15 protein-coding genes are annotated in these 12,768 nt (G+C 74.4%); 3 read left to right on the top strand and 12 right to left on the bottom strand.

Annotation, left to right across the window (positions count from 1 at the left end):
• Nucleotides 1–13 precede the first annotated feature (13 nt).
• Entirely contained in the window at nt 14–730 is a 717-nt protein-coding gene (locus AB0O09_RS17790) for a response regulator transcription factor (protein WP_344623439.1), read from the bottom strand.
• Between the two features lie 167 nt (nt 731–897).
• Here AB0O09_RS17790 and AB0O09_RS17785 point away from each other — a divergent pair, with 167 nt between their 5' ends.
• The gene (locus AB0O09_RS17785; RefSeq protein ID WP_344623438.1) at nt 898–1,443 is read left to right on the top strand and encodes a hypothetical protein; all 546 of its coding nucleotides are present in this window, start codon (nt 898–900) and stop codon (nt 1,441–1,443) included.
• 32 nt (nt 1,444–1,475) lie between these two features.
• On the opposite strand, the gene AB0O09_RS17780 is transcribed toward AB0O09_RS17785, so the two are convergent.
• Nucleotides 1,476–2,021, bottom strand: a complete 546-nt coding sequence (locus tag AB0O09_RS17780) for a VOC family protein (RefSeq protein WP_363542575.1) — start codon at nt 2,019–2,021, stop codon at nt 1,476–1,478.
• Between the two features lie 214 nt (nt 2,022–2,235).
• Here AB0O09_RS17780 and AB0O09_RS17775 point away from each other — a divergent pair, with 214 nt between their 5' ends.
• Entirely contained in the window at nt 2,236–2,718 is a 483-nt protein-coding gene (locus tag AB0O09_RS17775) for an Lrp/AsnC family transcriptional regulator (RefSeq protein ID WP_263105176.1), read from the top strand.
• Between the two features lie 44 nt (nt 2,719–2,762).
• On the opposite strand, the gene AB0O09_RS17770 is transcribed toward AB0O09_RS17775, so the two are convergent.
• The 7 genes from AB0O09_RS17770 to AB0O09_RS17740 form a co-directional block, all read right to left on the bottom strand.
• The gene (locus tag AB0O09_RS17770; RefSeq protein ID WP_344623464.1) at nt 2,763–3,554 is read right to left on the bottom strand and encodes a hypothetical protein; all 792 of its coding nucleotides are present in this window, start codon (nt 3,552–3,554) and stop codon (nt 2,763–2,765) included.
• Nucleotides 3,555–3,618: 64 nt separating this feature from the next.
• Complete coding sequence (locus tag AB0O09_RS17765; protein WP_344623436.1) at nt 3,619–4,269, bottom strand: helix-turn-helix domain-containing protein; 651 nt, start codon at nt 4,267–4,269, stop codon at nt 3,619–3,621.
• A gap of 350 nt (nt 4,270–4,619) precedes the next feature.
• The gene (locus AB0O09_RS17760; protein ID WP_363542574.1) at nt 4,620–5,072 is read right to left on the bottom strand and encodes a DUF2752 domain-containing protein; all 453 of its coding nucleotides are present in this window, start codon (nt 5,070–5,072) and stop codon (nt 4,620–4,622) included.
• A gap of 2 nt (nt 5,073–5,074) precedes the next feature.
• On the bottom strand, nt 5,075–5,311 hold the full coding sequence (locus AB0O09_RS17755) for a TM2 domain-containing protein (RefSeq protein ID WP_363542573.1): 237 nt from the start codon (nt 5,309–5,311) through the stop codon (nt 5,075–5,077).
• 210 nt (nt 5,312–5,521) lie between these two features.
• On the bottom strand, nt 5,522–7,351 hold the full coding sequence (locus AB0O09_RS17750) for a DEAD/DEAH box helicase family protein (protein ID WP_363542682.1): 1,830 nt from the start codon (nt 7,349–7,351) through the stop codon (nt 5,522–5,524).
• A gap of 135 nt (nt 7,352–7,486) precedes the next feature.
• Nucleotides 7,487–7,873: a type II toxin-antitoxin system death-on-curing family toxin gene (locus AB0O09_RS17745; protein WP_363542572.1), complete on the bottom strand. Its 387-nt coding sequence runs from the start codon at nt 7,871–7,873 to the stop codon at nt 7,487–7,489.
• Entirely contained in the window at nt 7,870–8,040 is a 171-nt protein-coding gene (locus AB0O09_RS17740) for a hypothetical protein (protein ID WP_363542571.1), read from the bottom strand. The genes AB0O09_RS17745 and AB0O09_RS17740 overlap by 4 nt, the downstream gene beginning before the upstream one ends.
• Before the next feature lie 237 nt (nt 8,041–8,277).
• Here AB0O09_RS17740 and AB0O09_RS17735 point away from each other — a divergent pair, with 237 nt between their 5' ends.
• Complete coding sequence (locus AB0O09_RS17735; protein ID WP_363542570.1) at nt 8,278–8,715, top strand: SsgA family sporulation/cell division regulator; 438 nt, start codon at nt 8,278–8,280, stop codon at nt 8,713–8,715.
• A 16-nt stretch (nt 8,716–8,731) separates the two neighbouring features.
• Here AB0O09_RS17735 and AB0O09_RS17730 read toward each other — a convergent pair whose 3' ends face one another.
• The 3 genes from AB0O09_RS17730 to AB0O09_RS17720 form a co-directional block, all read right to left on the bottom strand.
• Nucleotides 8,732–10,213 (bottom strand): DUF2156 domain-containing protein, encoded by a 1,482-nt coding sequence (locus AB0O09_RS17730; RefSeq protein ID WP_363542569.1) that lies wholly within the window; start codon nt 10,211–10,213, stop codon nt 8,732–8,734.
• A gap of 19 nt (nt 10,214–10,232) precedes the next feature.
• Nucleotides 10,233–10,859: a class F sortase gene (locus AB0O09_RS17725; RefSeq protein ID WP_363542568.1), complete on the bottom strand. Its 627-nt coding sequence runs from the start codon at nt 10,857–10,859 to the stop codon at nt 10,233–10,235.
• Nucleotides 10,860–10,914: 55 nt separating this feature from the next.
• The coding region (locus AB0O09_RS17720) for a phosphatidylglycerol lysyltransferase domain-containing protein (RefSeq protein ID WP_363542567.1) at nt 10,915–12,768 on the bottom strand (1,854 nt) is incomplete at its 5' end.

The raw sequence follows: 12,768 nt of genomic DNA, 5'->3' as shown, positions 1-12,768 counted from the left end.
GTGCCGGGGGGCGTCATGTCAGGCGGCCCACCGGGTCGGCGACCGTGCCGCTCGGGGCCTCCAGCCGCACGCCGACGCCACGGACGGTGTGCAGGTAGCGGGGCCGGGAGGCGGTCTCGCCGAGTTTGCGGCGCAGCCAGGACAGGTGCACGTCGATGGTCTGGTCGCCGCCGTAGGTCTGGCGCCAGACCTCGGCGAGTATCTCCTTGCGCGGCACGACGACGCCGGGCCGGGCGGCGAGGAAGGCCAGCAGGTCGAACTCGCGGCGGGTCAGGTCGAGCGACCGGCCGTCGAGCGCGGCCTCGCGGCGCTGCACGTCGATGGCGAGTCCGCCGACCCGGAGGACCTGCGGGGCGGGGGCGCTGCCGCCGCCGAGGCGGCGCAGGACGGCCGCCATCCGGGCCGTCAGGTGCTCGGGCGAGAACGGCTTGACGAGGTAGTCGTCGGCGCCGGCGTTGAGCAGGCGGACGATCTCGGCCTCGTCGTCGCGGGCGGTGGAGATGATGACGGGCACGTTGGTGAGGCCGCGGATCATCTTGAGCGCTTCGCTGCCGTCGAGGTCGGGCAGACCGAGGTCGAGGATCACCAGGTCGCAGCCGACCTGGGCGACCTCCCGCAGTGCCTCCAACGCGGTGCCCACGCTGCGCACCGCGTGGCCGGTCTCGGCGAGGTGTCGGATCAGCGCGGAGCGTACGAAGGGGTCGTCCTCGACCACGAGCACTGTTGCCATGGCCCTGCACGGTACGGCATGGGCCCCCCATTGGTCTGTACCTCGGGCGTTATGCGTTGATTGCCCGTGCTCCGGCGCGGACGTTTCACAGGGTTGCCGCAACCTTTCACGGGATTGCCGGGCCCGGGGCGCTGCGGCCGCGCGGGATGCGGCAGGATGTGCGGACGATGCGGAGCGGACTGGTACAGATCGGCGCCTGGGCGGTGGCCACCGGAGCGGCGGTGGCGCTGTCCTGGTACGGCGTGCACACGGTGCTGACCGAGGCGGGTTTCGAGCGGCCGCAGGCGGTGCCGCTGCCGTCCTCGACGACGCAGGCGGCGGCGAGCCTGCCGCCGGCGGCCTCGGCGACGGACTCGGGCGAGGAGCCGGGGTCGACCGCGCCGGCCGACCCCTCGCCCTCCGCGTCCTCGGCACCGCCCTCGCCGTCGGCGGCGCCGACGCTGCCGAGTCCGATCCGGTCGGCCTCGCCGACGGTGAAGCCGCCGTCGCCGTCCTCGGTGCGCAGCTACCTGGTGCCGGGCGGCAGGGTGGCGCTGGACATCCACCCGGACCGGGCGGACCTGGTCTCGGCGACGCCGGACGCGGGCTGGCAGGTCCAGGTGTGGAACGGCGACCACTGGATGCGGATCGACTTCTCCAAGGACGACAAGGCCAACTCGGTGTTCGTCACCTGGAACGGCCACCCGCCGGACGTCCAGACCGTCGTTCGCTGACCTCCCGTCGCTCCGGCCGGGCCGGCGCCTGCTCAGGCGGCGGAGCCGGTGCCGGGGCGGGCGACGTATCCGGGGAGGTAGGGGCCGGTGTAGCCGGTCCGGTCGACCAGGGTGTGGCGGACGGGGCCGCCGTCGCCGACGGCGGCGAGCACGACGGTGCCGTGGCGGTCGCTCAGTTCGTGGGGCTCGGTGACGGCCACGGCGCCGCGGTCCACGGCGTAGTCGAAGGCCCAGTGCACGTCCGGCACCCGCAGCACGACCTCCAGCACGCCCTCGCCGTGCTCGGCGAGGTGGCGGGCGAGCCGGCCGCCGGTGCCGGCGGGCGAGCTGACCACCCAGCGGGCGCCGCCGGCCTCCAGGACGTACGCGCGCAGCCGCGGGTTGCCGGTCTCCGGTCCGGTGTAGGCGGTGCAGTGCAGGCCGAGGGCGGTGCGGTAGTGGTGGGCGGTGCGGCGGGCGTCGCGGACGGCGAGGACGAGGGCGTCGGTGGCGGCGAGCGGGCCCGCCCCGGTGGGCGGCGCCCCCGGCGAGGGGCAGGGGCGGACGGCGTAGCGGGTGTTGGCGATGTGCGCGGTCATGGCAGGGCCTCCCCGGGTCGCCCCGGGGACGGTTCGGGGGCGGAGCGGCCGCCCGCCGGGGTGTGCAGGAGGGTGGCGCGGCTCCTCGGGGCGCGCAACTGTTCCGTTTCCTCCTGGGCAAGGTGCCCCCGGGGGCCGGAGAATGGCCGCACCCACTGGACAGATTGCCCACCGGGACGACCGACCGTCGGACCGGCCGGCGGACGGAGCGGTTGTGCACTCACCCAACGACGCGATCGACGCACTCGACGGAAAGCTGATCAGGCTGCTGAGCGAGGAGCCGCGGATCGGTGTGCTGGAGTGCTCCCGGCGGCTGCAGGTGGCGCGCGGCACGGTGCAGGCCCGGCTGGACCGGCTGCAGGCGCGCGGGGTGATCGGGGGTTTCGGTCCGCAGGTGGATCCGGCGGCGCTCGGCTACCCGGTGACGGCCTTCGCGACGCTGGAGATCTCGCAGGGCCAGGGCAGTGACGTGCGGGCCCATCTGGCGGCGGTGCCGGAGGTGTTGGAGCTGCACACGATCACCGGGCAGGGCGACATGCTGGTGCGGATCGTCGCGCGGTCGAACGCGGACCTGCAGCGGGTGATCGACCGGGTGGTGGGTTTCGACGGGATCGTCCGGGCGTCCACCGCGATCGCCCTGGAGAACCCGGTGCCGTACCGGATCCTGCCGTTGGTGGAGCAGGCCGCCCGGGAGTGACCCGGCGCGGCCCGGGCCGCCCGCGGAGCGGACCCGACGCGGGGTCAGCAGCTCGGCACGGAGCCGCCGCCGTCGAGGGCGTCGAGTGCGGCGACGGCGGAGGCGAGGGTCGCCACCGGGATCAGCCGCAGGCCCTGCGGGGTGTCGACCTTGGCGTCGGAGCACTCCGAGGCGGGGACGAGGAAGACGGTGGCGCCGTCCCGGGCGGCCGCCCGGGTCTTCAGGGCGACGCCGCCGACCGCGCCGATCACGCCCTGGTCGTCGATGGTGCCGGTGCCGGCCACCACCCGGCCGCCGGTGAGGTCGCCGCCGCGGCCGTTCCCGGCGATCTTGTCGATGATGCCGAGGCTGAGCATCTGGCCGGCGCTGGGGCCGCCGATGTCGCCGAGGTCGATCTTCACGGTGACCTGGGACGGCGAGAGGTGGAGGTAGGAGAGGGCGGCGGCGGTGGCGCTGTCCTGGGACTCGGCCATCTGCTGGGCGGTCTCCTGTTCGGCCTTGCCGGGGTTGCTCTGCGGGTAGACGGCCTCGGTCGGCAGCACCGCCTCGTCCTCGCGGATCCAGGCCCGCAGGGCGTCGCGGAAGCTGATCTTCTCGCCGGCGTTGGTGGCGGAGATGGTGGTGGCGAGCAGCTCGCCGCCGGTGGTCCGCACCGGGGTGCCGGTGACGGTGATGACCGGCACCCCGTTGTAGCTGCCGAGGGTGTTCGCGGTGACGCCCGGCTGGGTGAGCGTGAACGGCAGCGGCACGAACGCCGTGACCCCGAACAGCGCGAGCACCAGGACGGTGCACAGCGCCAGGGCGCGGGTCTTGGGGGCGGTCAGGGCCGTGGGCAGCTTCGCAGGAGACACATCCCGCATCGAACCACACCGGCGGTGCCGCCGGGCCTGCGGTACGGGGTCAGCGCAGCGCGTCGGCGACCTCGGTGGCGGCCTCGACGACCCGCGGGCCGACCCGCTCGGGCACCAGGCCGTTGAGCATCACGACGCCGACGCTGCCCTCGATGCCGCTGAGGCCGATCAGGGCGGCCGCGGCGCCGCTCGCGCCGGACTGCTCCTCCGCGCGGGTGATCACGAAGCCCTGGTCGGGGCGGCGCTGGCTGGGGAAGCCGCGGGCCTCCAGGATGGCGCGGCCGGCGGCGCTCTCGTCGAGCGGGTGGCGCAGGCCCGTCCGGTAGGCGACGTGGAAGTCGGTCCAGCTGGGTTCGACGACGGCGACGGCGAGCGCCTCGTTGCCGTCCACCAGGGTGAGGTGGGCGGTGGCGCCGAGGTCCTCGGCGAGGCTGCGCAGGGCCGGCAGTGCGGCCTCGCGGAGCAGCGGGTGGACGCGGTGGGCGAGGCGGAGCACCCCGAGGCCGACTCTGGCCCGGCCGCCGATGTCGCGGCGGACGAGGCCGTGCTGTTCCAGGGTGGCCAGCAGCCGGTAGACGACGGTGCGGTTGACGGCGAGCCGGGCGGCGAGCTCGGTCACGGTCAGGCCCCGCTCGGAGTCGGCGAGGAGCTTGAGGACCCGGACCCCGCGGTCCAGGGTCTGGGAGGTTTCGGCAGTCACGACGCGCAAGTCCTTTCCGCGGCGGGCACCGGCGCCGGCGTGGGGCTCGGGCCGGGACGGAGGTGTCACGCGCAGGTGGGTGTCCGCGCTGGAGCAGCTGGCTCGGCGCCATCGACGAGGGCACGGCTCCGCGGTGCTCTTCTCGGGGTGGGGGTGGTCCGTCGAGCGAGCGTGGGGAGAAGGTAGTGAACTCTTCGCGCGCTGCGGAAGTAGTTGTCCAAAATTCGGTCATCATCGACGCAAAGTCGAGACGCAAATACGGACATTAAGCCCACATTCCGGGCCCTGAATAGCTCAGGTGTTCGATATCTGACCGGACTCCGGACACGGCGGCCCTCGGACCGGGGCGCTCAGAGCAGGTTCCGGCCGATCGTCCAGAGCGCCGCCGCGGTCAGCAGTGCGGCGACGGTGCGAGGGCCGAGGCGCAGCCGCCAGGTCCGGCCGGCCAGGCCGTGCCGCAGCCGGACGAGGTACCAGGCGGCGACGAAGGGCAGTGCGAGCAGCAGGGCGGCGTTGTCGTGCCAGGCCGCCGGCAGGTCGCCGTGCAGCAGGTCCCAGGCCGCCCGGGTGCCGCCGCAGCCGGGGCACTGCAGGCCGGTGAGGCGGTGGAAGGGGCAGAAGGGCAGGGCCTGCCCGGGCAGGTGGGGGTCGCGGGTGTACAGGTACCCGGCGCCGGTGAGGGCGGCCGCGAGCAGGCCGAGGGGGCCGGCCGCCGGGTGCCGCAGAAGCGCGGCACGGCGGCGGGCACCCCCGCCCGCACTGCTCGCGGGGCGGGGGTGCTGCCGGGCCGGGGCGGGATGCACGGTCAGGAGCGCAGGAGGCGGCCCTGGGCGTCGGTGCGGGTGTCGCTGACCAGGAAGAGGATGCCGTCGATCAGGGCCCAGACGCCGAGACCGCCGCAGGTGAGCAGCTGGGCGACACCCATGCCGACGTGGCCGGTGTAGAAGCGGCCGATGCCGAAGCCGCCGAGGAAGATCTGCAGGAGGCCTGCGACGACCTTCGACTTGTCGGACAGCTCGGGGTTCTGGGCGGTGTACGCCACGGGGTGACTCCTCGTTCGGTGCGCGGCCGGCCCGCCGTGCGGGACGGCCGGGTCTCGGCATGTGGGACGGGGCGCCGGGCCGTCACCTCGTGGAGGTCCGTACCGGAGCCGGGCACGCGGAAGATTAACGGATCGTATGACCGCGTGTCTCCACACTTTCTTTGCCAAGTCGGGAGACTCCGACCGGGCCTCCGTCGCCCCGAACGGGCGTCAGCCCTTCGCCCACTCCCGGATCTTCGCGATCCGCGCCTTCAGCTGGTTCGCCGTGGCCTGCGCGGTCAGCGGTCCGCCGCACTGCCGGCGCAGCTCGTTGTGGACGGTGCCGTGCGGCTGGTTGGTGCGGTGGTGCCAGGCGGCGACCAGCGCGTTCAGCTCCTTGCGCAGCTCGCGCAGCTCCTGATGGGTCACCACCGGCCGCTGCTCGGCGGGCAGTTCGACCAGGTCGGCCTCCTCGGCCGGCTTGGCCTTGGAGCGCTGGATCTGCCGGTGCTGGCGCTTCTGCAGCAGCATCTGCACCTGGTCCGGCTCCAGTAGGCCCGGGATGCCGAGGTAGTCCTCCTCCTCCTCGCTGCCCGGGTGCGCCTGCATGCCGAACTCCATGGCGTTGTACAGCACCCGGTCGAAGACCGCGTCGCTGCCGAGCGCCTCGTAGGAGAACTCCTCGCCGCCGGCGTCCGGCCCGTCGTTGGCCTTCTCGGCATCGGCGAGCAGCCGGTCCTCCTCGTCGAAGAGTCCCTCGCCCTCCTTCTTCGGCCGGTCGAGGACGTGGTCGCGCTGCAGCTCCATCTCGTTGGCGAAGCCGAGCAGCATCGGGATGGTCGGCAGGAAGACGGAGGCCGTCTCGCCGCGCTTGCGGGCCCGCACGAAGCGGCCGACGGCCTGCGCGAAGAACAGCGGGGTGGAGATCGAGGTGGCGTACACGCCGACGCACAGCCGGGGCACGTCGACGCCCTCGGACACCATGCGGACGGCCACCATCCAGCGCGAGGTGCCGGCCGAGTAGTCGGAGATCCGCTTGGAGGCCTCCGCCTCGTCGGAGAGGACGAGGGTGACCTTCTCGCCGCTGATCTCGCGCAGCATCTTGGCGTAGGCGCGGGCCACGTTCTGGTCGGTGGCGATGACCAGGCCGCCGGCGTCCGGGATCGCCTTGCGGACCTCGGTGAGCCGCCGGTCCGCGGCCTGCAGCACGCTGGGGATCCACTCGCCCTGCGGGGAGAGCGCGGTGCGCCAGGCCTGGGCGATCAGGTCCTTGGTCATCGGCTCGCCGAGCCGGGCCTCCAGCTCGTCGCCGGCCTTGGTGCGCCAGCGCATGTTGCCGCTGTACGAGAGGAAGATCACCGGGCGGACGACGTGGTCGGCCAGCGCGTGCCCGTAGCCGTAGGTGTAGTCCGCGACGGACTTGCGCAGGCCGTCGGTGTCCGCCTCGTACGCCACGAACGGGATCGGGTTGGTGTCCGAGCGGAACGGCGTACCGGTGAGCGCGAGCCGCCGGGTGGCGGGCTCGAAGGCCTCGAAGCAGGCCTCGCCCCAGGACTTCGAGTCACCGGCGTGGTGGATCTCGTCCATGATGACGAGGGTCTTGCGGGCCTCCGTGCGGTTGCGGTGCAGCATCGGGTTGACCCCGACGCCCGCGTAGGTCACGACGATGCCCTGGTAGTCCTTGGAGAGCGGGCCCGAGGAGTACGCCGGGTCCAGCCGGATGCCTATCCGGGCCGCGGCCTCCGCCCACTGCTTCTTCAGGTGCTCGGTCGGCGCGACGACCGTCACCTGCTGCACCAGGTGGTTGTGCAGCAGGTAGGAGGCGAGGGTGAGGGCGAAGGTGGTCTTTCCCGCGCCCGGGGTGGCGACCGCGAGGAAGTCGCGCGGCTGCTTCTCGATGTACGTGTCGAGCGCACCCTGCTGCCAGGCCCGGAGCTTGCCGGCCGTGCCCCAGGGGGCACGGCCGGGGAAGGCCGGCGACAGGTGGTGCGAAGCGTTCGACGTACCGGCCGGGCGGACGGGCGTGTGCGGCGAGGCAACGTCGGAGAACAGCGGCGACATCGGGGAGGCGGCGGCGGTACTCACGGGCTCCGGAGGGGATCGTCGCAGGTCAGGGCATTCTTCGTGGCCCCAGCCCGCTGTCGGGCGGTCGTCGGACAACCAGCCCAGCCTACCGGGCCGCGCCGGTCCGCCCGCTCAGGCTCGACCCTCGTGCAGCGCCCGCAGCCGCTCCGCGATCACCCCGACGTCGGTGGTTTCGCCGGCCGCCACGGCCACCACCAGCTCGTACGCCGCGTCCTGGTCGACCCCGGCCATGTCGATGCCCGCGAGGTCCAGCAGGACGACCGCGCCCATCCACGCGGTCCGCTTGTTGCCGTCCACCAGGGGGTGGTTCGAGGCCACCGCGTGCAGCAGTGCGGCGGCCTTCTCGAAGACGCCCGGGTAGACCTCCACCCCGAACATCCCGGCGGACGGCCGGTGCGCGGCGGAGTCCAGCAGGCCGGGCTCGCGGAGCTCGGCCGGACGGCCCCGGCAGGCGAAGGCGGCGAGCTCCAGCAGCTCGGCGGTCTCCAGGCGGTTCACTCCCCCAGCCTCCTCAGCAGCTCGGCGTGGCACTCGGCGTACTTGGCGCCCAGGCGCCGGATCTCGGCCCGCCGCAGGTCGGCCTCGCGGAGGTCCTCCTGCGGCCCCGGGGCGCGCTGCGGACGGCCGCCGCCCTCGGGCGGCCGGCCGGTGGTCTGCTCGGTCATGCGCCGGGACGCTACCGGCGGCGAAGCCCGGGCCGGTACCGGATTTCGGCGCCGGACCCCGGCCCGCCGGGCGGTCCGCCCCCTCGCGTGACCGGGCTCACAGCCCCGCCCGGTAAGGACGGCCCGCCGTCCCGCTCTCCCCTCCCGACGGGCCGCACCCCGGCCGTCACAGAATCCACACACGTCACACGTTCCGCCCGCGAACCTCGGGGCAGGACGACACCGGGAGGAACCGCCATGACAGCTGCGCCCATCGTCGTCGAACAGGTCGTCCAGGCCCGCCTCTACGTCACCACCCACCGCACCGCCGTGCTCCGGGTGGCCCTGCGCTACCGGTCCGACGACCCGCTGGCCGTCCGGATGGCCTTCCCCGCCGAGTTCTCCCTGGACGGCACGCCGCTGCCCGAGGCCCCGCCGGAGGTCGAGTGGGTCTTCGCCCGGTGGCTGCTGGCCGCCGGCCTGGACGCCCCGAGCGGCATCGGCGACGTGCACCTGCGGCCTGCCGCGTCCGGGCGCACCATGCTGGAGCTGCGCTCCGCCGAGGGCGTGGCCCTGCTCCAGTTCGACGGCGCCCAGCTGCGGCACTTCCTCGCGGAGACCCTCCTCGCCGTCCCGGAGGGCGACGAGGCCCTGCTGCTCGACGCCGACCGGGCGCTCGCCGAACTCCTCGGCTGACGGCGGGCCGGGCACCTCAGGCGGACAGCTTGCGCATCAGCCGCACCCCCTGCCCCGGGGTCATGTGCGGCAGGTACGCCTTGCCGATCGCCCGGGTGATCGCGGGCAGCGCCGCCGGGTCCGGGTAGACCATGTACATGGGCCGGTACTCCGGCTGGAACTTCGCCTTGAAGGCGAGCAGCGAACGGAAGCCGTACACCGGCTCCAGCACCTTGCCCATCCAGTCGAGCATCCGCTGCAGGGCGGTCGGCGGCTCGCCGCCGCGGTCGGCGCGGGCCAGCGGCGCCCCGGAGAGGCTGAGGAACTGCGCGCCCTCCTCCTTGAAGCCGAGCGCGGCCGAGGCGATCAGGAACTCCATCACTCCGCTGAAGCCCTCCGAGCGACGACGCATGAAGTCCAGCGTCCAGCCGACCGGTTGCCCGGCGGCGTAGACCGGCATCCAGCTGGTCAGCCCGTGCACGGTGCGGTCGCCGTCCACCGCGACGAGCATCCGCACCGCCGGGTCGTCGAGCTCGGCCAGCCCGCCCAGGGTGAAGCCCATCTCCGGCAGGCCCTTGTCGGAGACCCACTCCTCGGAGATCGAGCGGATCTGGTCGCGGATGCCGATCGGCGCCTCCCGGTAGGTCCACCACTCGGCGGTGATGCCCTGCTTGCCCGCCTTGTTCAGCGAGGTCCGGATGGACTGCCACTTCTTGCCGGTGAAGGCCAGGTCGGGCAGCGGCACCACGGTGTCCTCGGCGACCTGCAGCGAGCGCCAGCCGAGTTGCTCGGCGGCCTGCTGCGCGTCCGCGGAGACGCTGTAGAAGCACGGCGTCCAGCTCCGGGCGTCGCAGTACCGGGCGAAGCCCGCGACCGCCCGCCGCCGGGCCTCCGGCTCGCCGAACGGGTCCCCGGTGGTGAGCGCCACGGTGGCGATCACCCGGTACGGCACCGCGGCCCGGCCGTCCCCGTCGAACCAGTAGTGGTTGCCGTCCCAGGTGGAGATGAAGGAGAGCGTGGAACCGCCGTACTCGGTGAGCAGCGCGCGGGCCCGGGCCGCGTCCTCGGCGTCCGCGTGCACCACCGGGCGGCGGAAGGCCACCAGCAGCGCGGTCAGCGCCACCGCCCAGAACACCGGCCCGACCGCGATCTCCAGGGCCTGCGCGCCGCCGCCCGCGGCGATCGGCCGGTCCGGCAGCAGTTCGTCGTAGGCGGGCGGCAGCAGCACCGAGGGCAGGCCCGCCGCCAGCCCCGCGGCCGTGGCGTCCGGCTCGTACTGGTCGCCGGGCAGCCCGCCGGCGAACGGCTGCCACCAGCTGTCGACGGTCAGGGCGGTGAGCACGCCGCCGCCGGCCGCGGCGAGGACGGCGGCGGGCAGCCGCAGCGGCCACCAGCGCGGCGCCGGGACCAGGACGAGCAGCAGCAGCGCGGCGCTGCCGGCGACCAGCAGGGCGTAGGGGACGACGCCGGTGGTGATCGGCCAGTCGATCGGGTTCCAGGAGGCGAGGCTGCGGTCCACGGGCTCCTCTCCGCGCCGGTCAGGCCGCGGTGGCGCGGACGAGGTGGGCGTAGACGACCACGTTGCCGTCGTAGCCGTGCTGCCGGGTGAAGCCGCCTCCGCAGGTGATCAGCCGCAGTTGGGCGTTGGGCGAGGCGCCGTAGACCTTCCGGTCGGGGAAGTCCTTCTTCGGGTAGACCTCCACGCCGTCGACGGCGAAGTGGGCGGTGGTGCGGTCGGCCCGGACGACCTCCACCTGGTCCCCGCGGCGCAGGGTGCCGAGCCGGTAGAAGACGGCCGGGCCGTCGGCGGTGTCGACGTGTCCGGCCAGCACGGCGGTGCCGCTCTCGCCGGGGGCGGTGCCGGCCGCGTACCAGCCGGCCAGGTCGTCGTCGTCCTCGGGGGGCGGCTGCAGCCGGCCGTCGTCGTCGAGGGCGAGGCCGGTGACGGGCGCGTCGATGCCGACGCTGCGGATCCGGATCCTGGTCGGCGCGGAACGGGGCATCGGCGGGGCGACGACCATGGGCAGCCCGAGGGCGTCGACGCCCTGTTCGGCGGTGGGCAGCGGGGGCAGGACGCCGCCGCCGTGCAGCATCCAGGCACCGAGCACCAGGGCGGCGCCGGCCGCCAGCGTGCCCGGCCAGGGGCTCCTGCGCTGTCCGCCCAACCCGAGCTCCCGTCCGTCGGTCCGCCCTGCGCGGCCCGTCTCAAGTGAAGGGCCGTCAGCCTCCCGGGGCATCCGCCGCTGCCCCGCCCGGGTGAGGCCCGTTCCGGCGGCGGCGCACGGCGGGCAGCCGCGGGCGGGTGACGAAGCCCTCGGCCATCGCGTTGGCCAGGCCGATCGCGAACAGCTCGGTGGACTTCTCGTAGAGCAGGTAGCGCGGCTGCCAGTCGGGCCGGTACTTGGCGTTGGCCCGGTACAGCGACTCCAGCTGCCACCAGCGGGAGAGGAAGCGCAGGACGGCCCGCCACAGCCGCAGCACCGGCCCGGCGCCGAGCCGGCCGCCCTCCTCGAAGACCGCGCGGAACATGGCGAAGTTCAGCGAGACCCGGGCGACCTGCAGCTCGCCGGCGGCGCCGCGCAGCAGCAGCTCGGTGACCATGAACTCGACCAGGCCGTTGTCGGACTCCCGGTCACGGCGCATCAGGTCCAGGGAGAGCCCGTGCCCGCCCCAGGGGACGAAGCTGAGCAGGGCGCAGGTGCGGTCGTTCTCGTCCCGGCACTCGATCATCAGGCAGTCGCCGTCGGCGGGGTCGCCGAGCCGGCCGAGCGCCATCGAGAAGCCGCGTTCGGTGCGGCCGTGCCGCCAGGCGTCGGCGAGCCGGATCAGGTCGGCCATCTCCCCGTCGGGGATGTCGCGGTGGTGGCGGACGACGGCGCGGTACCCGGCCTTGCGGACCCGGCTGTGCGCCTGCCGCAGCGGCCGCATGGCGCGGCCCTCCAGGGTGAAGCCGGCCGTCTCGACGACCGCCTCGTCGCCGAACTCCAGGGCGCGCAGCCCGGCGACCCGGGTGTAGGCGGTGGCGGCGGCCTCCCCGGCGCCGGTGACGGCCGGGATCCAGCCCTGCTCGCGCAGCCGGCGGTGCCAGACCTCGATCGCCTGCGGCCAGGCCTCCGGGTCGCCGATCGGGTCGCCGGAGGCGAGGGCGACGCCGTTGACCACCCGGTGCAGCACGGCGGCCTTGCCGGACGGGGACCAGCAGACCGCCTTGTCGGGACGGAGCGCGAAGTAGCCGAGCGAGTCGCGGGCGCCGTGCCGGGCGAGCAGGTCGCGCAGCCGCTGCTCGTCCTCGGGCTGCTGCGCGACGTGGCCGCGCGGGGAGCGGAACAGCACCCGCAGGGCGATCAGCAGCAGCGCGGCGCCGAACAGGTTGATCCCGAGGTCGACCCAGCCGGGCACGTCCACGTCGGCGACCTGGACGACCCCGGAGAGGGTGAGCAGGCGCAGCAGCACGTACAGCGAGGCGTCGCCCCAGTCGGGCGGGGTGTCGGGGTAGGTGGCGCGGACGACCGCGGCGCCGAGCACGGTCAGCAGGGCCCCGCCGGCCACCAGGACGACGGCGGCCAGCACCACGTTGCCCCGGGTGCCGCGGGCGGTGAAGACGGGCCGGCCGATCAGCAGCGCGACGAGCAGGGCCACGGTGATCAGGGCGGAGATCCAGTTGAAGGGGTGTTCGCTGTAGTCGACGTAGGCGAGCGCCCAGCCGAACAGCGCGGTGTAGATCGCCACCAGGACGGTGGTGACCGTCCAGGCGGCCCGCTTGCGGCGGCGGAGCATGACGGCGAGCAGCCCGGCGAAGAGCGCGCCGGTGAAGCCGGAGGCGACCAGGACGGGCGTGAAGAAGTCCCCGCGGTTGGCCCGCTGGACCTGCTGGCGGAAGGGCTCGATCAGCCCGGCGACCAGGTTGAGCAGCGCGACCACCCGGACGTACCACTCGGCGCCGGCGGCGAACCGGCGGCGCCAGAGGGGCACCGGCGGGGCGGGCCCGCCCCCGGCGGCGGGGGCGGCCGCCCTGCCGCGGTCGCGGTCGGGCGCCGGGGCCTTCGGCCCGGGCACCGGCCCCGGAGCCCGGGC

The organism is Kitasatospora sp. NPDC093679 (assembly GCF_040683455.1).
Lineage (GTDB): Bacteria > Actinomycetota > Actinomycetes > Streptomycetales > Streptomycetaceae > Kitasatospora > Kitasatospora arboriphila.
This window is presented reverse-complemented; position numbering and strand designations above follow the sequence as displayed.